Source organism: Variovorax sp. GW821-FHT09D07 (genome assembly GCF_059416345.1).
The window spans coordinates 398,486-418,105 of the sequence record NZ_JBWKOY010000002.1 but is presented as its reverse complement, the minus strand read 5'-3'; the positions used below and the strand labels follow the sequence as shown (position 1 = coordinate 418,105).

The window sequence follows — 19,620 nt, the reverse complement described above, 5'->3', positions numbered from 1 at the left end:
GCGCAAATGCCCGAGCAGGGCGGGCATCTCGCAGCCCCAGACAACTGGCTAGTAAATTCTGGACAGCCATGGCACCACACAGTACGTGGAGCATCGACGGTTTCCCGCCTCGGCAACAGAGAGCCGACTGCAGAGGAGAAGGTCGTGGTTGAAAAGGCCAAGGCGTTGTTCGCGAGGTCCAGTGCAAAGGCAATGGCACTTGTGGACGATGGAGCCGTCGTTTGGAGTGAAACGAAAACCCCGATCACGCAGGAAGCACTGGTGTTTGGTTTCAGCATCGGCAAGACGGTGACCGGCCTGGCAGTCGGGCAAGCCATATGTGCCGGAAAGCTGGCCCTCTCCTCGAGGTTGGAGGACCATGTCACTGAATTGGCCTCAACGGACCTGGGGCGCGCCACAGTCCAGGATCTGCTCACCATGCGCTCTGGAACCTGGGAAGGGAATAAAGATACCAGTGTGTGGAGCCCCGAGCAGGCTCAGGCCATCGCGATGGGGCGTATGAACTGGCTCGACCTTCTCAAGACCGACAAGGTTAGCGCAGCTGCGAGTTCTACTTTCGGAGGCAAACGAAAGCCAGGTGAAGTATTCAGCTACAAGAGCACAGACCCGATTGCATTGGGAGTAGCCCTCGCCCGAGCCACAGGCACACGCTACGCGGAGTGGGTAGAGCAGACCGTTCTGCTTCCCGCCGGGATTGAGGGCCCTGCCGCCATTGCCCAGGATCGGGCGACGGGATATGGTCAAGGCGACGGTGCGCTCCGAATGCGCTTCGACGACTGGGTCCGCCTGGCAGTCTGGGTCAGAAAGAGCGAGAGCCAGCCTGGTTGCCTTGGCGACTATGTTCGCGATTCGATGAAGCCAATGACGCCAACCGGCAAGATTGGCAGCATGCCGGACTCCTATGGATACCTCACATGGGTTCGAGGCGAAAGTAGCTGGGCGATCGGCCACGGAGGCCAGCGGATCGCCTGGAACCGGCGAAACGGTCGAACGTTGGTTACCTTCTCGTCGGTCGAAGACTACATGCGGGATCTCAATCAGCTGTACGCTGAATGGTCTTCGCTTCCATCACTCAACATCCCTTGAGCAACTAGCCGCACGGCACGCAGTTGCGAGCATGACTGCGGAACGACGCCGATCTTTCGTCAACGCGCCGTTGAAATTTCGTCTGCCGGCGTCGCGGAGCGACCGCTCTGAAAGCATGCGTGCGGGCGAACAGTCCATGGCTGATGCGACGTCGCAACTCCAATGCCCGGTGTCGGCGCAGAGCTTCGATTTCTATGATGATCCAAATGGCTTTGCATCAGGGACCGCTTCATTCATGACGCACCAGCGCTTCGTCTTTTTATTGCTGAGCGTCGTCTTGTCCGCCCCGGCCGCCTGTCTGGCTCAACTGAAGCTCGTGCGACCCGTCGCTAGCACGCCACCGCCTGCCACGGCGCTGGATTCGTCTGCGCCCCTGGGCTCTAGAGCGAATCCCGTGCGGTCGGCCGGACCGATAGGAGAGCGTGACTACCTGCTTCGGCTGCGTTGCCCAGAAGGTGATGCGCCGACTTTCGAGCGCCGGGGCAGCATCGGACCCGGGCCGTACGGCAACACTCTAGATGAGTACACCGTTTCATGCGCGTCAGGGCGCAGGACCAGCGTGATCCTGGATATGTACCACCGACACCGTGAGCTAGGTGCCGCGCCAGGTTTCACCGTGCTGCCGGAGCATCCGGCTCGCCTGGCTAAGGGGTGCCCCCCGGAAGTACCGGGTGTTGCACCCGGCCAGTACGTCTTCAACACACTCGAGGTCGAACGCTCGGCCCGTGCCATCAGCTTGAGCACAAATCTGAACGGCATCGGTGTCCGAGACAGTGCCTTGACCCGATTCGTTGTCGGCACTGACGGGCAGATTGATCCGGGCACGATCCAGTTTCCCTATCCACCGGTCGCCCCCGTGCTGGACGCAGCCATCAGAGAGCAGTTGGCGGGTGCGCGCTTTGAGCCGGCGGTGCATGCGGGCGACTGCGCCGTCCCGCAGAGTGTTGAGTTGCGGTTCACGTCTACCGCGTCAAAGTAATCCCTAGGGGCGACGATGATGTGGTCTAGCAATTCACGGGCCCCGAAGGCGCTCTGCTATGTAAGGGCCAAGACCCGCTCGGGGGGGCGCAGTGTTGGGCTCAGAGCGGCGTGGGCTCCATTGCGTCAACAGCCCGTGCGGCGAAAGCATCTCGCGCACCGCACTAGATGATCGAGGTGGGAGAGTACATTCACCTGGAAGGGGAAGCCGCTGCCACGCTTGATTGGCGAAGCGCCGCATTTGAGAACGAACTTGAGGACGGAGGAAGCAATGAGAAAAGGGGTCTACTTTGTATTCGCTGCATTGGTGATGTCTGGATGTGCAGCTCGCGATCCCAATCTACGGACAGTTCAAGGCGAATCAATTCAACTTGCCCAGAAGCTAATGTTCTCAGCGATCGCTGGCGGCGGGCCCGACGCAGTGAACTATCACGCGTTGCTTCCGGGAAAATATACAGTTAAATACGAAGACCTCCGCTACAGGTACTTCCTCGCTTCCGGTCCGCTGATGGTCCTGGGGGCCTCGAAGCTCCCAAATGGATCAATCGAAGAACCTCTTGCATATGGCGGGTTCTGCGTCGCGATGGCTGCAGAGACTTCGCCGCAAACGCAACTCTTCTACTTGCCAAACCAGAGAATCAATAGGGTTGTGATCGATGGCGTTGTGCAAGATAGTGTGCTCAACAGGCCTGCTGGCATCGGACTTCCTCAGGCCGTAGTTGGCGCAGCTATTGGAGGGGCGATTGCTGAAGCGTTGATTGCAAATGGTGCAGTTGGTTCTGGTGGCAAGAATGGACAGCCGATCTTCGTGCCCAAACGTGAAGTGGCTGCTGAGACAGAGGCGATCTTGAGCGCCGTTAAGTCGCAGAGATAGTCGTGCGACATGCGACCAGGACATGGCGTACTCTCACAAACCACCGCGCGCGGCCTTAAGCGGACCTTCGTGGCTGGCCCACAACAAGGCAGCGGTGAGCGAGTGCGCACTGGCTGAGGTGGCAATGACAATCGTGCCCAGGACCGGCTACCGTCCGGGATACCAAAGGGTTGGCCTGATGCTGGTATTGCGGACGATGTTCTTGGTGTGGCTGCTCTCAAACTGCGGGCTGGCAAGTGCTCAGGCCGAATGGCCTGTTCTTCATTCGATGAGGTCGGTTTCGTTCACTCAGGCCCTGGTGGTTCAATGCAATGGAACAGCGCCCAGCGAAGCGGACGCGCGGCTGTCGGCGTTCAGGGCGTGGAAGATGCGTAATGTCGGCCAAGCTTCTGCCCTGCGAGAGTTCAACTTCAAGCGGGTGCATGGAGACGCGCCCGCCCTGACCCCTGCTGAAATGGAAGTTGAACTCGACAACCTTCAGGTCGCCGCACTTGCGACGGCGTCAAAAGACGCGGCGCTGTGCCGCAATCTGAGGCAGTGGCTGGACAGCGCTGAGAGCGAGCCACGACATCAAGTCCCCGACTTCATGCAGCCGCCCGGCTTCCTCACTACGCAATGATGACTGATGCCCTCAAATCGCCGTCGACTTAGCCTTCTTCTATGCGCATGCATGCCCACCCGCTACTAGGGCAGGACGCGGCCATAACCAGACATTCCCAATGACCATCCAGCTGCCCGCTGTCTACCGCGTTTTCATCGAAACGAACGGTCTGTTTGAGGGCTTCGCTGACTTGTCGGGTGAGGAACACTACGTGATCCTCTGGGGCGAAGATGTGGTCGCCACCGCTAATTCAGAGATGGGCGTGGATGTGTACGCGCCAGGTTTCGTGACCATCGCTGGGAACGGCGGTGGTGAAATCTATGCCTTCGACACGGTTGGCGCTGTCTTCATGCTTCCGATGATCGGCATGGAGCCAGAAGCAGCAATCAAGGTGGCTGACGACTTTCTCGAGTTTGCGCGGGGTTTCAGCGGGCAGTGTCGTCGGGAAAGTGACCCGTGAACGCTGCATGCGGCCAGAACCAGACATTCGATATGACACCTCGTTTCTCCGTTGATTTCAACGAACTCCTTGAGCGCGATCTCATCATGCTGTCCCAGACCGATCTCCGGAAGGACATCAGCGGCGCGTTCGTTCAACTCGTTGAAGGCCTACCCATTGAGGTCCAAGAAGAAAGCCTCTATGACGACGGCACGCACGAAGTGCTGTTTGCTCGGGGAGTCGTTGAGGCCAACTCAACAGGCACCTGGTCTCACGTCAAGTGGTGCTGCCGATTTGACACCAATGGCGTCTCCGACATCGCGGGCTAATGATGCTGACTACAGGTCCGTTCGGCCTGTTGTATGGCGGCAGAGTCCGGCCATGACCAGACGTCCGCGGGGCAAGCAGAGTCTGGCTAAAGCGGTCCTAGCCCTCAATCGAGTCATTCATGACACACAACGAATTGCGCAAGTACCTCGTAGATCACTACCCTGAATCGACGCTTCAGTTGATCACGGACGAGCGAAAAGCGGCCCTCCTTGCTGAATATCCGAAGCTGCCCAGTGACTACGTTCAGTTCCTCTGTGAGGTTGGTTTCGGTGCGATCGGAGACGCTCGATACTCGATCTATGGAGGGCCAGTGGAACCCTCTTTCGTCTTTGATCAATTCACCGCAGACGGCTTGTTAGATGTGGTTCTGATCGGCGATGACTTTGCCGGCGGACAAGAGGCTTTTCAGTTCCGGAACGAGGGCGCAATTTTCGGCAGCGTCGACAGCTTGAGCGGGTGCTTCGAGCCAGATGACGATGGCACGTTCTCAAAATTCATCGAGCGCTGGTTTGTTGAGTGACCCGAGTCTGAGCCCAGCTTGAAGTTAGTTTCACAGCGACGGTGAAGACCGTTGCAGGCCTGGAATTGATCGCTATTGCTTCGGCTACAGTCGGCCGCTCGGCTATCGCCAGAATCTAGTTTCCCGGCGCATCAAATTCCGCACAGCTTCATGCTCTTCAAAACAGTTCTCGTCTCCATCGCACTCGCTCTCGCGGGTTGCGCGGTTCAACCAACGAACCTGCAACCCGCGTCAGGCGTGGCGGCGCGCGTTCCGTCGGAGGACTTCGTACACGAGGGTGTCGCGGGTCTCGCGAAGGTTCAATACGCGCTCGCGATAAAAGCGGGCCGATACGTTCCTGTCGGCCAGAGTGAAGCGGGTACATTCTTTTTGAGTGAGCAGCCGGACAACTTTCGAATCTTCTATCTAGAGCGCAAGAGATTCGATGGGAAGCGACTCATTGCGGTGTACACCGGTGGGATGTTTATTCCACACAGCGCATCTGTATCACCGAGGTTCTTCATCCTGTTAGGAGCTGAAAAGCTGGTGGTCGTGAGCGATGCTGCCATCTCTAAGTTCGCACATGGAACCGGAAAGCCGGCGGCCGACATTACTTCGGAGGAGATGATGGCGAATCTCGAACGCCCCGTTGTTCCGTTTGACGGTGCTGCAGCCTATTTGATTAGAGAATTCGAAGGAAAGGGCTTCACATTCTGGGGGCCACAAGGGGAAGCAGAACAGGCCGCGAAATCCTGGCTGCTTGACATTCGAAAGCTGTAGACAGGCGCCCGTTCCGCTCCTGGAGGGACTGCTTTGGACCGACAGGAAAGTCGCCTTCGGGCCCACAAGAGACACTCCAGCATCTCCAAAGCAGGCACTCATCAGCGCGGCTCAAGCCCGCTGCTTGACAGCGTCATGAGTCGATCGCATCAAGACTTGATTGCTGCGCCTCGACTGCTCAGAAACTCGCGTCTGTGAGTGTGTTCGCTTCACGATGACGTGCGATCTCACGGACATCGGCCCACCATTTTGACCATCGCTGCGCCACCTTGTCCGCAGTGAAGCGCTCCGCGGACGTCAAAGCGCCGAAGCGAAGGTCATACGCTTTCTCGGGGTCTTCCAGCAGCGCGACGATCGCATCGGCCATCGCGTCGACGTGCCCGGGGGGAATCAGGATGCCGGCATTCCTGCCTTCCAGCAAATCCTTCGGGCCGTACTTCACGGAAAAGGCGACCAACGGACGTGCGTGGGCCAGGCATTCCAACCCGAACAGCGAGAACCCCTCCTCGTTGGACGCCATCACGCCGAGACTCGACTCCTGGAAGAGGGTTGCAACATCATTTGCATAGCCGTGGATGTGGATGCTCCCCGCCAGACCGGAGGCGTCGACGCGGGCCTGGAGCGTCGCTTGCAAAGGGCCCACGCCGTGGGTGTGCAACTGTGCGTCCGGAACCCTTTTGAGGACGCGCTCGAACACCTGGAAAAGCAGTTCATGCTGCTTCTCCGGCGTGTAGCGTGCCAGATAGATCACCCGCTTCTCCTGCAAGGAAGCAGATTCGACGATCTCGGGCACACCAGGCAACGCGTGCGGAATCACGTTCAGCTTCGTCGCCGGCATACCGGACTCGAGCAAGTCCCGATGTTGCTCCTCCGTGGCAACGATCAGGCTGTCGCAGGAGTCCGCATCTTCGAACAGGTGCCGATAGCTGGTTTTCAGTTGCCCATTGGGAAGCCGATGGGTGCTGTGCAAGAAGGCGCTCACAGTGTGGCGAAACCGGCGGCTCGCCGTACTTTGCCGGAGCTTGCGATACATCTTGTTCTTGTCCACGAGGAAATGCCAGGTGACGTCTTCCTCCAGATTGGCGGCCATCATTGCGCAGACAAAATCGCTCTCGGTCGCGTGGGTGACCGCAGTGCCCTGCGCATCGCGCAACTCGATGGCCTGAAGATCCGCGCCGCTTCGGCCCGACTTGAACGTCTTTCGCATCAAGATCTGACCGTTCGCCAGCCCGAACTCTTCACACCCGACCTGTGTCGGATCCCAGGCTGCGGGGTGGCTGACCTTTCGCAGCGAAGGCTTGGCAGCGCTGGCAGAAGATGAACTGCCTGGTGAACGTGATGGCCGTGATGAAGCGAGCGGGGTCAGCAAGCCCTGAGAGCTCATGTCCACCAGCCATTCGTAGACATTGAGCACCTTCGTTTCCGAAGGCAGCATCCCTTTGTCCTTCAAGCTCGCTTCGTTCTCACGCAGGCGAGGAGAGAAATTGCTGGTCAGTATCCACGGCGTGATGCCGAGCTGGCCGTGGAAGAGATGGGCGCGGCGGATACCTGCGACCTCAATGCCGTTGCCGATCTGACGCAAGTTTTCCTGCAGGAACAACACGCGCTCTGTCGGGGAGGACTTCTGACTTCCTGCAGCCCCATCTGCAGGGGGCGTCGATGTCTTGAGTGTGGGCCGGACCTGCTGGAACAGATCGTCCCCTTGAGTTTTTCCTTGCTTGCCTGTGGATGCAGTTGGAGCGACCGAAATATCGACATATTTCATCTCTGCAGCGCTTTCTTCTTCGTTGGCAAGGCGCTGAAGATAGCTGACCAGAACCTGACTTACAACAGAATTAGGAATCGGCCATGGCTTTGGGTAATAACAAAGTACTGGATTTGAAGCCGGCCGATCTGGCATTTCCACGCAGAGTTCTGCTGCCAGTGCGCCCATGAACGGCTGCGACTGCATGCCGCATTCAACGTTGAAAACGCAAGCGGATGCTGGCTGGCGAGTGGAGCGACACGCGTCTAGCCGAACTTGATGACGCCCGACTCGCAGGGAATCTCGACGGTGTTGAGGTCAGCGTCGATGGCCATCCTCAAGCGCTCCGCGCCGCGCCCTCTCACTCGCCTGAAACAACTCCCCCGCCTTGCGCGCCAGTTCCGCCGCAAGCCAAAGCAGGTTGTCCAATTGCCGGGGGCCTTCGCCACTGCACCAGTCGATGTCTTCCCCGTCGCAGACCCACAGCAGGGCTTCGAGTTGGGCGAGTGTGTTTTCGAGGAGGTTCGCCGGGTCCTGATGGGCGCTTCCGGCGGGGGATACCGGCGTGCGAGGCCGGGCTATAGTCTTGGTAGCCATTTTTGTGCGCTCCTTTAGAGGTGGTTGCACGTCTTTGGTTAGACGGCCGGGGTGCTCGTAACACCCTGGCCGTCGCCTTTTGATACCTCGCATTTGCATCGCTGCTTTCGCACCGACAACCTGCCGCGAGGCAAGCAGCCTTTCAACATTTCAACGGCTGTGTATGTAGCGCCTTCCGAGTCCCCTTGTTGGGGTTTTGAGTGACAGGGGCAGCTACTTTAGAGAAGAGCGCAGCGCAGTGGCGCTTTCGTGCGGCACGAAGTCCCGACGAGCGCCAACAAATGCAGCTTCCGCAATGCGCCGCACGCGGGCCTTACGAGCGCCGTGCCAATCCGCAGCAGCGCTGAACACGCTCACGTCGATGGGGTGCCTTGCGCAGCGAAATCAAGGAGGAGGCCGAAGGCCGGGGGACATTCGCAGAGCAAGGTGCCCCATCGGCGGGAGCGTCGCCCCGAATGACGCTTAGGGCATCCCTCGCGCCAGCAGATGGTCCACCAACCGACGCTGCGGAAAGCTCAGCGCCTCCTGCCGCGTGCACAGGTACATCCGGCGTGACGCCCACGCATCGGTGAGGTTGATGAAGCGCAGCTTCATCTCCTTGCGGTAGGTCACCGCCGCCCCCTCGGGCAGGATGCCCACGCCCATCCCCGCTTCGATCATCCGGCACACGGCCTCGAAGCTCTTCACGCGCACACGCAGGCGCAGCACCTTGCGTGCGCTCATCGCGGCGTCTTCCATGGTGCGGGAGATGGCCGAGTCGTCTTCGAGACCCACGAAATCGAAATCGAGCAGTTCTTCGAACGACACCTCGCGCCCGCGCCACGGATGCTTCTGGCGCACGATGGCCACGAGCCGGTCGGTGCGGTACGGAATGAAGTGCAGCGCCGGGTCGACCGCCTCGCTGGTGATCACGCCCACGTCGGCCTGGCGATCGCGAATCGCTTGCACGATGTAGACGCTGCGGTGCTCTTCCACGCTCACGCGGATCTCGGGGTAGCGCAGCCGAAAGCTCGCCACGTCGTCGGGCAGGAACTGGCCCATGGCCGACGCGTTGGCGTGCAGCCGCACGCGGCCGGTGGCGCCCTGCGCGTAGTCCGACAGGTCGGCGCGCATGCGGTCCACGTCGCGCAGGATCTGGCGCGCATGCATGGCCAGCGACTCGCCCGCACCCGTGGGCGTGACGCCCTTCGAGGTGCGGTTGAGCAGCCCCACGCCGAGCTGGCTCTCGAGGATGGCCAGGCGCCGGCTCGCGGCCGACAGCACCATGTGGCTCTCGGCGGCCGCCTTGGACAGGCTGCCGTGCTCAATGGCGCGCAGGAACAGTGCCAGCGAATCCAGGTCGGGTCTCATCGGGTCCTCGGTCGATCGGGCGGACATTGTCGGGCCTGCGCGGTTGTAGGCGCGTGGCCGAAGGCCTTTCGGCGAATCGACGACGGCGGCGACGGTTCTTCCGAAATGCGGTTTTCCCCGTCGAAACGAAGAAGCACTTTCGGGCCGAGGTGCGAAAGAATCGTCGCTGTCTCGGCGGCAACCCCGGCGAGGCGTTTCGCGGGCCGGCCCTCTACCGGGGCCACGCCCGCATTCCACGAGTCCTACCCGGAGTCTTTTCTCTCATGGCAACCCACGAACTCGCCAGCGTTGCGCTGGACGACAAATACACGGCCACCGAAGGCCGGATCTACCTGAGCGGCATCCAGGCGCTGGTGCGCCTCATGCTCGTGCAGAAATGGCGCGACCAGCAGGCCGGCCTGAACACCGCGGGCTTTGTCTCGGGCTACCGCGGCTCGCCGCTCGGCGGCCTGGACGAAGCGCTGTGGAAAGCCCAGCCCCAGCTCGAAGCCAACGCCGTCAAGTTCCTGCCCGGCGTGAACGAAGAGCTGGCCGCCACCGCCGTGTGGGGCACGCAGCAGGTGCACCTGACCGGCGAGAGCGCGGTCGATGGCGTGTTCGCCATGTGGTACGGCAAGGCGCCCGGCGTGGACCGCTGCGGCGACGTGTTCAAGCACATGAGCCACGCGGGCACCTCGCCCAAGGGCGGCATCCTGCTGGTGGCGGGCGACGACCACGGCGCGTCGTCCTCTACCCTGCCCAACCAGAGCGACCATCTGTTCGCCGCCTCGATGATCCCCATGCTCTACCCGCAGAGCGTGGAGGAATACATCGAGCTGGGCCTGCACGGCTTTGCGATGTCGCGCTTTGCCGGCCTGCCGGTGGGCTTCAAGGCGCTGGCGGACACGGTGGAGTCGTCGGGCTCCATTGCCGCCGGCGCGCTCGACGTGCACACGCGCCTGCCGAAGGACTTCGCGTTCCCGCCCGGCGGCGTGCATGCGCGGCTGTCGACCGACACGCTCGGCGTACAGGCGCGCAAGCAGGAGGCGCTGATGCAGGACTACAAGATCTACGCCGCCATCGCCTACGCGCGCGAGAACCGCCTGAACCGCGTGACCATCGATTCGCCCCAGGCGCGGCTGGGCATCGTGGCCTCGGGCAAGTCGTACCGCGACGTGCTCGAAGCGCTCGAAGAACTGGGCATCGACGCCGACGAGGCCGCGCGCATCGGCATCCGCCTGTTCAAGGTGTCGATGCCCTGGCCGCTGGAGCCCGACTCGATCCGCGAGTTTGCCGACGGGCTCGAAGAAATCCTGGTGGTCGAAGAGAAGCGCCAGATCGTCGAGTACCAGCTCAAGGAGCACCTGTACAACTGGCGCGAGAACGTGCGCCCGCGCGTCATCGGCAAGTTCGACGAAGAGGGCGAATGGGGCGCGCACCCGCGCGGCCAGTGGCTGCTGCCGGCCACGGCCGACTTCTCGGTGGCGCAGATCGCGCGCGTCATCGCCGGGCGCGTGGCGCGCTTTCACACCAGCGACCGCATCCGCATGCGGCTGGCGATCCTCGACGCGAAGGACGTGGTGCTCGGCAAGGCCGTGGCCACGCCCTCGCGCCCGGCCTGGTACTGCGCGGGCTGCCCGCACAACACCTCGACCAAGGTGCCCGAAGGCAGCCTGGCGCTCGCGGGCATCGGCTGCCACGTGATGGCCACCGCCATCTACCCCGAGCACAACCGCACCACCACGCACATGGGCGGCGAAGGCGCGCCGTGGCTGGGGCAGGCGTGGTTCTCCAAGCGCAAGCACGTGTTCGCGAACCTCGGCGACGGCACCTACTACCACTCGGGTTCGCTGGCGATTCGCGCGGCCGTGGCGGCGGGCGTGAACATCACCTACAAGATCCTCTACAACGACGCGGTCGCGATGACGGGCGGCCAGCCGGTCGACGGGCCGATCACCGTGCCGCGCATCGCGCACCAGGTGGCGGCCGAAGGCGTGAAGCGCATCGCGCTGGTGGCCGAAGACCCGACGCGCTGGGCCGACCGCAGCCTGCTGCCGCCCGACCGCGACGGCCTCTTTGCGCTGAGCGTGCACCACCGCGACGACATGGACGCGGTGCAGCGCGAGCTGCGCGGCTTCGAGGGCGTGTCGGTGCTGATCTACGACCAGGTGTGCGCGGCCGAGAAGCGCCGCCGCCGCAAGAAGGGCGAGTTTCCGCAAGCCGCACGGCGCGTGTTCATCAACGACGCGGTGTGCGAAGGCTGCGGCGACTGCGGCGAGCAATCGAACTGCACCGCCCTGCTACCGAAGCCAACCGACCTGGGACTGAAGCGCAGCGTGGACCAGAGCGCGTGCAACGCCGACGAGTCGTGCATCAAGGGCTTCTGCCCGAGCTTCGTGACGGTCGAAGGCGTGAAGCCGCGCAAGCACGCACCCGTGGCCGTGAAGGCCGCCGAGGAGCCCGCCCTGCCCGCGCCGGTGCCGCTCGCGCTCGAAGGCATGCACAACATCCTCATCACCGGCATCGGCGGCACGGGCGTGATCACCATCGGCGCGCTGATCGGCATGGCGGCGCACCTCGAAGGCAAGGGCGTGAGCGTGCTCGACATGACGGGCATGTCGCAGAAGAACGGCTCGGTCACGTCGCACGTGCGCATCGCGCGCGATGCGGCGCAGCTGAAGGCGCAGCGCATTCCCACCGGCGAGGCCGACCTGATCCTGGGCTGCGACATGCTCACGGCCGGTGCGCCCGACGCCATCGCGCGCATGCGGCCGGGCCGCACCTATGCGCTGGTCAACACCTTCGAGCAGCCGACGGGGCACTTCGCGCAGCAGCCCGACTGGCAGTTCCCGGCCGCGCAGGTGCGTGCGCTCATCGAGGAATCGGTGGAAGGCCGCGCCGACTTCATCGACGCCACGCAACTGGCCACGCGCCTCATGGGCGACGCCATCGCGGCCAACCTGTTCCTGCTGGGCTTCGCGTTCCAGAAGGGGTTCGTGCCGCTGTCGGCGCAGGCGCTCGACAAGGCCATCGAGATCAACGGCGTGGCCGTGAAGGCCAACCAGGCCGCGTTCCGCTGGGGCCGCAAGGCGGCGCTCGACCTCGCGGCCGTCACGCGCCAGGCTGCGCCGGCGCAGGTGGTGTCACTGCAGAAGCCCCAGAGCTTCGAAGCGCTGGTGGCGGACCGCACCGCGTTCCTGACCGCGTACCAAAACGCGGCCTACGCACGCGGCTACGCAGACCTCGTCGAACGCGTGCGCGACGCGGAGCAACGCACGCGCGGCAGCACGGTGCTGGCCAAGGCCGTGGCCTCGGGTCTCTTCAAGCTCATGGCCTACAAGGACGAGTACGAGGTGGCGCGCCTGTATGCCGATCCGCGCTTCATGGAGAAGCTCGGCGAGCAATTCGAAGGCAAGCCGGTGCTGCGCTTTCATCTCGCACCGCCCGTGCTGGGCCGGCGCGACGCCGAAGGCCGCGCGATGAAGACCAGCTTCGGCCCGTGGATGCTCGGCGCCTTCCGCGTGCTCGCCAAGCTGCGCGGCCTGCGCGGCACGGCGCTCGATCCGTTCGGCCGCACCGCCGAGCGCCGCATGGAGCGCCAGCTGGTTGCCGACTACCGCGCGATGGTCGAAGACCTGCTCGCGCGCTTCGAGCGCATCGACTTCAACACCGCCCTGTCGCTGGCGCGCCTGCCGGAGCAGATCCGCGGCTTCGGGCATGTGAAGGAAGAAAGCATCGTGTCGGCGCGCGTGCGGTGGGAGATGCTGCGCGGGCAGCTCGATGCTGGAGCGCCTGCACGGGCCGCCCGAGCAGAACCAGTGGCGGCTTGAACGATAGCGCGGCCCGCTACAGCAGGCCTCTGGCAGAGGCCTTCAGCGTGGCGGCCGCGCGGGTCGAGCAACCGAGCTTGCGGAACACGCGTTCGACGTGCGTGCGCACCGTGCTCGCACTGATGCCCAGCGCACGCGCGACCTGCTTCGTGTTGTCGCCCTGGCTGATGCAGCGCAGGACGTCCAGCTCGCGCTGGGACAGCGACGCGTCGTCCTGCGCGGGCACCACGGGCTTCGCAGGCGTGCCCGAGAGCGCGCAGGCGAGCAGTGCACCGACGACCTCCGCGTCGAAGCGGCCGGCCTCGACGTCCGCCTGCAGGCGATCGCGTGCCTGCGCATCGGTCAGTTCGGGTCGCCACGGGCGGCGGGTGCGGTGCGACACCCACTGCTCGGCCGCCGCGACGACCTGCCCTTCGAGCGGCATCGACGCGCCGGAGCGGCCACGAAAGTAGCCGGAGCCATCGCGCCGCTCGAAGGCGAAGGAGGCGATCTCGGCTTCTGCCGCAAGACCGTCGATCTGCCCCGCCGCGCGGGACGTCCAGTACGGCACGAGCCGCAGGCGCTCCATCGACGCGGCCGGCAGCGGCTCGGGCGCATTCCAGATGGCGTTGGGCACCGCGGCCCGCCCGATGCCGTGGATCAGGCCGGCCCGGTGGATGCGATGGCACATCGCTTCGCTCAGGCCCAGCTGGGCGCCGCAATCGCGCGCCAGCCGGGCCACGCGCCGCGTGTAGCCCGTCATCCACGGCAGCTTGAGGTCGCTCACGTCGCCGACGAGCTCCAGCCCGACGCGCCGGCGCATCGACACCGGCGGATCGGCAGCATCGGTCCACGGCGCGGGCGACGCATCCAGCCGCGTCATCCACGCCGCAGCGTGCGGTGCGCAGGCGTCGACCAGGAAGCCGGGGTAGAGGCTGTCGGCGCGCCCCCGCGCGAGCGTGAGGGCTTCGTCGAGCCCGTAGAGGCGGCTGAAGATTTCGAGGTCGCTCGCCAGGGCCACGACGTAGGTGGCCAGCGGCACGCCCTCGCCCTGCAGCAGGCCGGGGACGCCGCTGCCGTCGAAAGCTTCGAAGACGGCGCGCAGTGCGGCTTCGGCCTCGAGCCCCAGGCCGAGCATGTTCGCGATGTCGCCGGCAATCTCGCAGTGGATCTGGGCCATCGCCACGACGGCCCCGGGAATGGACGCCTGGTGGGGCTGGCGCAGGCGCGGTTGCGCGGAGGCCAGAAGGGCGCGCCGGCCCAGAACGTCGTCTTCCAGGAAGTCCGCGAACTCCTGCGCGTTCGCTGTGCAGCCCGACCAGCGCAGCAGCGCCACGTGCTGCGCGACCTCGACCTGCGCCGCGTGGCAGCCGGCCTGCGTCGCGATCATGCCGGCCAGCCAGGCGGTGCGCAGCGAATGGTCGATGGGCTGGCCCATGCTCAGGTCGCCGATGAAGGCGAGCGCGCGGGCCGCGTCGAAAGCGGTGAGGGTGGTGTCTTCGGGCATGGGATCGCGGGGGCGAGCGCACAGCATCGCACAGCCGCCGGTTCAGCGCGTGTCAGTCATTCGACCGATACCGGGGTCCGGGGGAACGCAGAAGAATCGTTGCACCCGCCTCGTGCGAGGCGCGCCCCCTCCTCCTACCCACACCCCTTCCATGCCCGACATCATCCAACCCGCTTTGCAGCCGGCCGCCTGGCTGCGCAAGCTCTACCTCACCCGCGCGGCTTTTTCCTTCGTGTGGGTCGCGCTGGCCTTCAGCGTCGCCAGGCAGTCGCCGGTGCTGACGACGATCCTGCTGGTCGTCTATCCGGCGTGGGACGCGCTGGCGAACCTGGTGGACGCCCGGATGACGGGCGGCCCCCGGGCCAACCCCAGCCAGATGCTGAACGCGTGGATCAGCGCACTGGTCACCGCGGCCGTGGTGGCCTCGCTGGTGCTCGGGCTCCAGATCGGCCTGGCGATCTTCGGCGCCTGGGCCATCGTGTCGGGCCTTCTGCAGCTGGCGACGGCCGTTCGCCGCCGAAAGAGCCATCGGGGGCAGTGGGTGATGATGCTGAGCGGCGCGCAGTCTGCGCTGGCCGGCGGCCTCTTCGTCGCACGGCAAGGCACCGACGCCCCGGTGCTGCAGACGCTCGCAGGCTATGCGATGGTGGGCGCCGTGTACTTCCTGATCTCCGGTCTCGTGATCCTGCTTCGCAAGCCGCAGGAGCGGCCCGTGAACTCGCTCACCGCCACGCCTACAGCATCTTCCACTTCTTGCGGTCGATGACGCGGCGGCGCGTGTCCATGTTCAGCTGCGACAGCTCGATGTTCACCTGGTCCTTCGTGATGTCGACCAGCCCCCAGTTGCATTGCAGCGCGCCGACGGTGACGGCCGTGCGCAGCGCGGCGCCGGAGGACGTGGCTTCGAACAGGCTCCAGGGGCCGGCCGGCCACGGCACGGCGAAGCGGTTCTCGTGCACGTCGCCGCTGAGGATGAGGATGCGGCGCTTCTCCGCCAGCTTGAGGATCGCGGCGTGCTCGGCCGCGCAATCCATCCAGGTCTCGCCGTGGCGGGCTTCGAAGGTGAGGCCGCTGGCGATCAGGTGCACGGTCTTCTCGTCCGAGTCTTCGATGGCCTTCTTCAGTTTGCTCATCTGCTTCTTGCCGAGCACGGCGTCCTCGCCGCCCTTGGTCTTGTAGCTGCGGCCGTCGGTGAGGTGCAGCATCACGGCGCCGTCCGGGTCGCCGACATTGCTCAGCATGAGGGGCCGGTAGCCGGGTTCGGGAACGCCCGAGGCCCAGGGATCGCCGGCCTTGGGAAAGGTCTTCGGATCGTTCGAATCCAGCGCCTTGCGGTATTCCTGGAACGCGGCGCGGGTCGGGTCCAGCAGATGCCGGTAGGAAGGCTGTCCCTCGATCTGCGCACCGCAAGCGCCGTTCCACAGGAAGTCGTGGTCGTCCCAGATCGGATGGATCTGCAGGTCGGTCTTGCGCACGAGCTTGGCGAACTCCTTCTGGTTCAGCTGGTCGCGCAGCCGGCCGAAGGCGTGGACCGCGAAGTCGTTGGCGCCCATGGCCTTGACCGCGCCCATGCTGGAGCCGTCCGCGTCGTAGTAGGCCGAGTCGCCCAGCAGCACCAGGTGCGTGGCGCCGGACGCGCCCACCTGGGTCCAGACAGGTTGTTCCTTGAAGGTCTGGGCGCTGAAGCAGGAAGTAAAGGCGATCTTCATCGGGAGGCTCCTCGTTGTGGGTGCGCGGATGCTAGGAGCCGCCCCGAAACGTCGCCTCCCCCATCCATGGGAGGCGCATGCCGCGGGCCGCAAGGGCTCAGCGCCCCTCGTCTTCCCAGTCGACCCACTCCACCGGATGGGTCTTGAGGTACCCGCTGACGGCGGCACCGACGGTCGGAAAGAACGCGGCTTCGCCCAGCCGCGCGAAGAGCCCGAAGCGCTTCAGCTTGTCCTTGACGGGGTCCTTCATCTCGGCAAAGCACAACTGGATGCCGGCGTCGCGCAAGCTGTCGACCAGCTCGGCCAGCATGTCGGCGGAGGTCACGTCCACGCTGGTGACGGGCTCCGCCGCAACGACCAGCCAGCGCACCGGCGCGGGCGACGACGCGATGGCGTCGCCCACCCGGTCGCGGAACAGCTCGGCATTGGCGAAGAACAGCGGCGCATCCCAGCGAAACAAAACCAGGCCCGGGATGAGGCGCGCATCGGGATAGCGCGTGATGTCGTGGTAGCCCTTGACGCCATCGGCGCGCCCCAGCACCGCGGAATAGGGGCGCCAGGCATCCCACAGGAATTCGATGACCGCGATCACGATGGCCAGGCCGATGCCCTCGACGGCGCCCAGCACGACCACGCCGACCGTGCAGGCGATCGACAGCCAGAACTCCCAGCGCTGGATGCGGTAGATCCGCCGCAGGTCGGCAACCTCGATCAAGCCGATGGCCGATGCGATCACGACCGCGGCCAGTGCGCTGGTGGGCAGGTTCTTCAGCAGGTCCGGCGCCGCCACCAGCAGCAGGGCAACGGCCAGCGCGCCGACGACGCCGGTCAGCTGGGTCCTGGCGCCCGCGGCCTCGGCCACGGGGGTGCGCGACGAACTGCTGCTGACGGCAAAGCCCTGGAAAAATCCGGCCGCCAGGTTGGCGGCGCCCAGCGCCACCATCTCCTGGTTCGGGTCGACGTGGGTGCGGGTGCGCGCCGCATAGACACGGGAGAGCACGCTGGTGTCGGCGAACGAGACGAGCGCGACGGCGCAACCGCCGATCAGCACGGGGCCGATGTCGGCGGCCGTGACCCACGGGATGCCGAATGCCGGCAGGCCCTGCGGGAGGGCGCCGAGCACCGGTACTCCCTCGCGCGTCGCCAGGCCCAGCACGCCGACGACCACGGTCGCGCCCACCACGGCGATCAGGATGCCCGGCACGCGCCGGCGGCCCTTGAGCAGCAGGATGACCCCCAGGGTGCCCGCGCCGACCGTGAGCGTGGTCGCGTGGGTCTTGCCCTCCATCACCGACACGGCGATGGCCTTCAGGGTCGCCAGCGGTGCGTCGCCCTCGACCGAAAAACCCAGCAGCCTGGGCAGCTGGCTGATCAGCACGGTCAACGCGATGCCGTTCATGTAGCCGTAGCGGATCGGCTTGGAAAGAAGTTCGGTGACGAAGCCCAGGCGCGCGACCCCGGCGAGGATGCACACCGTGCCCGACACGATCGCCATCAGGCCCGCCAGGGCGATGGCGCGCTGCGGGTCGCCGCCCGACAGCGGAAGGACGACGGCCAGGATGAGGGCCGCCAACGAGGAATCCGGGCCCAGCACCAGGATCCGGCTGGGGCCGAACACGGCGTACGCGAGCAACGCGACGATGGTCGCGTAGAGGCCGTGGATGCCGGGGACGCCCGACGCCTGCGCGTAGGCAATGCCAACGGGCACCAGCATCGTGGTCAGCACCAGCCCGGCCACGATGTCGTGCCGCAGCCAGGCCAGTTCGTACCCGCGCAGCGTGCGCAGTCCCGGCAGCCAGCGGCGCCATCCGGCCGCATCGGCGGCCTTCGCCCGCGGCGCACTGCGGCCGGGTTCGGAAAGAGGAGGTGGAGGTTCCAGGTCGTTCATGCGCCGCGGGCCACAGGGTGGACGGACAGTGCAGAGGCACGCCGGGAAAGGCAAGGGGGAAGACACGGGTGCCGGCATGGGCCACGCGCCCCTCCCCGCCCCTGCGCCCCGGGTGCCTGCGAAACACGCACTTGACCGGCTGCGCCCGCGCCCGAAATTCGCTAGGCTGTGGTGGCGCGCGATGCCATCGAGCGCGGAGACAACGCGATGAGCCAAGGCACATCTCTTCGTCTGCATGTACCGGAGCCCACCGGGCGGCCGGGGCACGAGACCGATTTCTCCTACCTGCACCTGTCGCGTGCCGGCGAGGTGCGAAAACCCCCGGTCGACGCATCGCCGGCCGACACCAGCGACCTGGCCTACACGCTGGTGCGCGTGCTCGACGACGAAGGCCGCGCCGTCGGCCCGTGGGCGCCGCCGGCCGACCCCGAGCTGCTGCGCCGCGGCCTGCGCGCGATGATGAAGACACGCGCCTTCGATGCCCGCATGCTGATCGCGCAGCGGCAGAAGAAGATCTCCTTCTACATGCAGTGCCTGGGCGAAGAGGCCATCGCCACCGGCCACGCGCTGGTGCTGCAGCAGGGCGACATGTGCTTTCCCACCTACCGCCAGCAGGGCCTGCTGCTGGCGCGCGACGACGTGACGCTGCTGGAGCTGACCTGCGAGCTGATGTCCAACGAGCGCGACCCGCTCAAGGGGCGGCAGCTGCCGGTGTGCTATTCGATGAAGCGGGCTGGCTTCTTCTCGATCTCGGGCAACCTGGCCACGCAGTTCATCCAGGCGGTGGGCTGGGGCATGGCCTCGGCGATCAAGGGCGACACGCGCATCGCCTCGGGCTGGATCGGCGACGGCGCCACCGCCGAGTCCGACTTCCACACGGCGCTGACCTTCGCGCACGTCTACCGCGCGCCGGTGATCCTGAACGTGGTCAACAACCAGTGGGCGATCTCCACCTTCCAGGCCATCGCCGGCGGCGAGGCCACCACCTTCGCGGCGCGCGGCGTGGGCTGCGGCATCGCGTCGCTGCGCGTCGACGGCAACGACTTCCTCGCGGTGCTGGCGGCCTCGCGCTGGGCGGCCGAGCGCGCCCGCAGCAACCTGGGGCCGACGCTGATCGAGTGGGTCACCTACCGCGCCGGCGCGCATTCGACCTCGGACGATCCGTCGCGCTACCGGCCAGCCGACGACTGGGCGCATTTCCCGCTGGGCGATCCGGTCGCGCGCCTGGCGCAGCACCTGACGGCGATCGGCGCCTGGTCGCAGCAGGAGCACGCGCAGACGCAGGCCGACATGCAGGCGCAGGTGAACACCGCGGTGAAGGAGGCCGAGCGCTTCGGCTCCATGGCCGACGGGCACGTCGCGGGCGACGCCGCCCTGTTCGAGGATGTCTACAAGGACATGCCCGAGCACCTGAAGCGCCAGCGCGAACAGCTGGCATCCGAGGGGTGAC

Annotated in this window: 17 protein-coding genes; 11 read left to right on the top strand and 6 right to left on the bottom strand. The window is 65.2% G+C overall.

The window, feature by feature from the left end; translation table 11 throughout:
- Nucleotides 1-144: 144 nt before the first annotated feature.
- The 8 genes from AC07OX_RS08240 (at nucleotide 145) to AC07OX_RS08205 (ending at nucleotide 5,587) form a co-directional block, all read left to right on the top strand.
- Complete coding sequence (locus tag AC07OX_RS08240; RefSeq protein ID WP_495260677.1) at nucleotides 145-1,086, top strand: serine hydrolase domain-containing protein; 942 nt, start codon at nucleotides 145-147, stop codon at nucleotides 1,084-1,086.
- A gap of 31 nt (nucleotides 1,087-1,117) precedes the next feature.
- Complete coding sequence (locus tag AC07OX_RS08235; RefSeq protein WP_495260678.1) at nucleotides 1,118-2,065, top strand: hypothetical protein; 948 nt, start codon at nucleotides 1,118-1,120, stop codon at nucleotides 2,063-2,065.
- Between the two features lie 270 nt (nucleotides 2,066-2,335).
- On the top strand, nucleotides 2,336-2,938 hold the full coding sequence (locus AC07OX_RS08230; protein WP_157754977.1) for a hypothetical protein: 603 nt from the start codon (nucleotides 2,336-2,338) through the stop codon (nucleotides 2,936-2,938).
- A gap of 124 nt (nucleotides 2,939-3,062) precedes the next feature.
- Nucleotides 3,063-3,557 carry a hypothetical protein gene (locus tag AC07OX_RS08225; RefSeq protein WP_495260679.1) on the top strand — a complete coding sequence of 165 codons (495 nt, stop codon included), beginning with the start codon at nucleotides 3,063-3,065 and terminating at the stop codon, nucleotides 3,555-3,557.
- A 100-nt stretch (nucleotides 3,558-3,657) separates the two neighbouring features.
- Entirely contained in the window at nucleotides 3,658-3,999 is a 342-nt protein-coding gene (locus AC07OX_RS08220) for an SMI1/KNR4 family protein (RefSeq protein WP_495260680.1), read from the top strand.
- Nucleotides 4,000-4,031: 32 nt separating this feature from the next.
- Nucleotides 4,032-4,307, top strand: coding sequence for a hypothetical protein (locus AC07OX_RS08215; RefSeq protein WP_495260681.1), 276 nt, complete (start codon nucleotides 4,032-4,034; stop codon nucleotides 4,305-4,307).
- A 119-nt stretch (nucleotides 4,308-4,426) separates the two neighbouring features.
- The gene (locus AC07OX_RS08210; protein ID WP_495260682.1) at nucleotides 4,427-4,828 is read left to right on the top strand and encodes a hypothetical protein; all 402 of its coding nucleotides are present in this window, start codon (nucleotides 4,427-4,429) and stop codon (nucleotides 4,826-4,828) included.
- Nucleotides 4,829-4,978: 150 nt separating this feature from the next.
- Nucleotides 4,979-5,587, top strand: coding sequence for a hypothetical protein (locus AC07OX_RS08205; protein WP_495260683.1), 609 nt, complete (start codon nucleotides 4,979-4,981; stop codon nucleotides 5,585-5,587).
- 178 nt (nucleotides 5,588-5,765) lie between these two features.
- Here AC07OX_RS08205 and AC07OX_RS08200 read toward each other — a convergent pair whose 3' ends face one another.
- The 3 genes from AC07OX_RS08200 to AC07OX_RS08190 all read right to left on the bottom strand — a co-directional run bounded on the left by AC07OX_RS08200 (nucleotide 5,766) and on the right by AC07OX_RS08190 (nucleotide 9,278).
- On the bottom strand, nucleotides 5,766-7,538 hold the full coding sequence (locus AC07OX_RS08200) for a glycosyltransferase (protein WP_495260684.1): 1,773 nt from the start codon (nucleotides 7,536-7,538) through the stop codon (nucleotides 5,766-5,768).
- Nucleotides 7,539-7,649: 111 nt separating this feature from the next.
- Nucleotides 7,650-7,928: a hypothetical protein gene (locus AC07OX_RS08195; protein ID WP_495260685.1), complete on the bottom strand. Its 279-nt coding sequence runs from the start codon at nucleotides 7,926-7,928 to the stop codon at nucleotides 7,650-7,652.
- Nucleotides 7,929-8,390: 462 nt separating this feature from the next.
- Complete coding sequence (locus AC07OX_RS08190) at nucleotides 8,391-9,278, bottom strand: LysR family transcriptional regulator (protein WP_062472076.1); 888 nt, start codon at nucleotides 9,276-9,278, stop codon at nucleotides 8,391-8,393.
- Nucleotides 9,279-9,541: 263 nt separating this feature from the next.
- Here AC07OX_RS08190 and AC07OX_RS08185 point away from each other — a divergent pair, with 263 nt between their 5' ends.
- Nucleotides 9,542-13,087 (top strand): indolepyruvate ferredoxin oxidoreductase family protein, encoded by a 3,546-nt coding sequence (locus AC07OX_RS08185; protein ID WP_495260686.1) that lies wholly within the window; start codon nucleotides 9,542-9,544, stop codon nucleotides 13,085-13,087.
- A gap of 16 nt (nucleotides 13,088-13,103) precedes the next feature.
- Here the strand turns inward: AC07OX_RS08185 and AC07OX_RS08180 are convergent, their stop codons facing one another.
- Entirely contained in the window at nucleotides 13,104-14,573 is a 1,470-nt protein-coding gene (locus tag AC07OX_RS08180) for an HD domain-containing phosphohydrolase (RefSeq protein WP_495260687.1), read from the bottom strand.
- Nucleotides 14,574-14,724: 151 nt separating this feature from the next.
- Here AC07OX_RS08180 and AC07OX_RS08175 point away from each other — a divergent pair, with 151 nt between their 5' ends.
- Nucleotides 14,725-15,339 (top strand): DUF308 domain-containing protein, encoded by a 615-nt coding sequence (locus AC07OX_RS08175; RefSeq protein WP_495260688.1) that lies wholly within the window; start codon nucleotides 14,725-14,727, stop codon nucleotides 15,337-15,339.
- On the opposite strand, the gene AC07OX_RS08170 is transcribed toward AC07OX_RS08175, so the two are convergent.
- Nucleotides 15,308-16,282: a metallophosphoesterase family protein gene (locus tag AC07OX_RS08170; protein WP_495260689.1), complete on the bottom strand. Its 975-nt coding sequence runs from the start codon at nucleotides 16,280-16,282 to the stop codon at nucleotides 15,308-15,310. The two genes, AC07OX_RS08175 and AC07OX_RS08170, sit on opposite strands and share 32 nt — an antisense overlap.
- A 97-nt stretch (nucleotides 16,283-16,379) precedes the next feature.
- Complete coding sequence (locus AC07OX_RS08165; RefSeq protein ID WP_495260690.1) at nucleotides 16,380-18,170, bottom strand: SulP family inorganic anion transporter; 1,791 nt, start codon at nucleotides 18,168-18,170, stop codon at nucleotides 16,380-16,382.
- Between the two features lie 207 nt (nucleotides 18,171-18,377).
- Between AC07OX_RS08165 and AC07OX_RS08160 the strand changes: the two genes are divergently transcribed.
- Nucleotides 18,378-19,619 carry a 3-methyl-2-oxobutanoate dehydrogenase (2-methylpropanoyl-transferring) subunit alpha gene (locus AC07OX_RS08160; RefSeq protein WP_495260691.1) on the top strand — a complete coding sequence of 414 codons (1,242 nt, stop codon included), beginning with the start codon at nucleotides 18,378-18,380 and terminating at the stop codon, nucleotides 19,617-19,619.
- The last annotated feature ends 1 nt before the right edge of the window (nucleotide 19,620 follow it).

Coding starts and splice junctions, on each gene's coding strand:
- AC07OX_RS08235 (WP_495260678.1), top strand. CDS start 1,118: ATGACTGCGGAACGACGCCGATCTTTCGTCAACGCGCCGTTGAAATTT.
- AC07OX_RS08230 (WP_157754977.1), top strand. CDS start 2,336: ATGAGAAAAGGGGTCTACTTTGTATTCGCTGCATTGGTGATGTCTGGA.
- AC07OX_RS08225 (WP_495260679.1), top strand. CDS start 3,063: ATGACAATCGTGCCCAGGACCGGCTACCGTCCGGGATACCAAAGGGTT.
- AC07OX_RS08220 (WP_495260680.1), top strand. CDS start 3,658: ATGACCATCCAGCTGCCCGCTGTCTACCGCGTTTTCATCGAAACGAAC.
- AC07OX_RS08215 (WP_495260681.1), top strand. CDS start 4,032: ATGACACCTCGTTTCTCCGTTGATTTCAACGAACTCCTTGAGCGCGAT.
- AC07OX_RS08210 (WP_495260682.1), top strand. CDS start 4,427: ATGACACACAACGAATTGCGCAAGTACCTCGTAGATCACTACCCTGAA.
- AC07OX_RS08205 (WP_495260683.1), top strand. CDS start 4,979: ATGCTCTTCAAAACAGTTCTCGTCTCCATCGCACTCGCTCTCGCGGGT.
- AC07OX_RS08200 (WP_495260684.1), bottom strand. CDS start 7,538: ATGCAGTCGCAGCCGTTCATGGGCGCACTGGCAGCAGAACTCTGCGTG.
- AC07OX_RS08195 (WP_495260685.1), bottom strand. CDS start 7,928: ATGGCTACCAAGACTATAGCCCGGCCTCGCACGCCGGTATCCCCCGCC.
- AC07OX_RS08190 (WP_062472076.1), bottom strand. CDS start 9,278: ATGAGACCCGACCTGGATTCGCTGGCACTGTTCCTGCGCGCCATTGAG.
- AC07OX_RS08185 (WP_495260686.1), top strand. CDS start 9,542: ATGGCAACCCACGAACTCGCCAGCGTTGCGCTGGACGACAAATACACG.
- AC07OX_RS08180 (WP_495260687.1), bottom strand. CDS start 14,573: ATGCCCGAAGACACCACCCTCACCGCTTTCGACGCGGCCCGCGCGCTC.
- AC07OX_RS08175 (WP_495260688.1), top strand. CDS start 14,725: ATGCCCGACATCATCCAACCCGCTTTGCAGCCGGCCGCCTGGCTGCGC.
- AC07OX_RS08170 (WP_495260689.1), bottom strand. CDS start 16,282: ATGAAGATCGCCTTTACTTCCTGCTTCAGCGCCCAGACCTTCAAGGAA.
- AC07OX_RS08165 (WP_495260690.1), bottom strand. CDS start 18,170: ATGAACGACCTGGAACCTCCACCTCCTCTTTCCGAACCCGGCCGCAGT.
- AC07OX_RS08160 (WP_495260691.1), top strand. CDS start 18,378: ATGAGCCAAGGCACATCTCTTCGTCTGCATGTACCGGAGCCCACCGGG.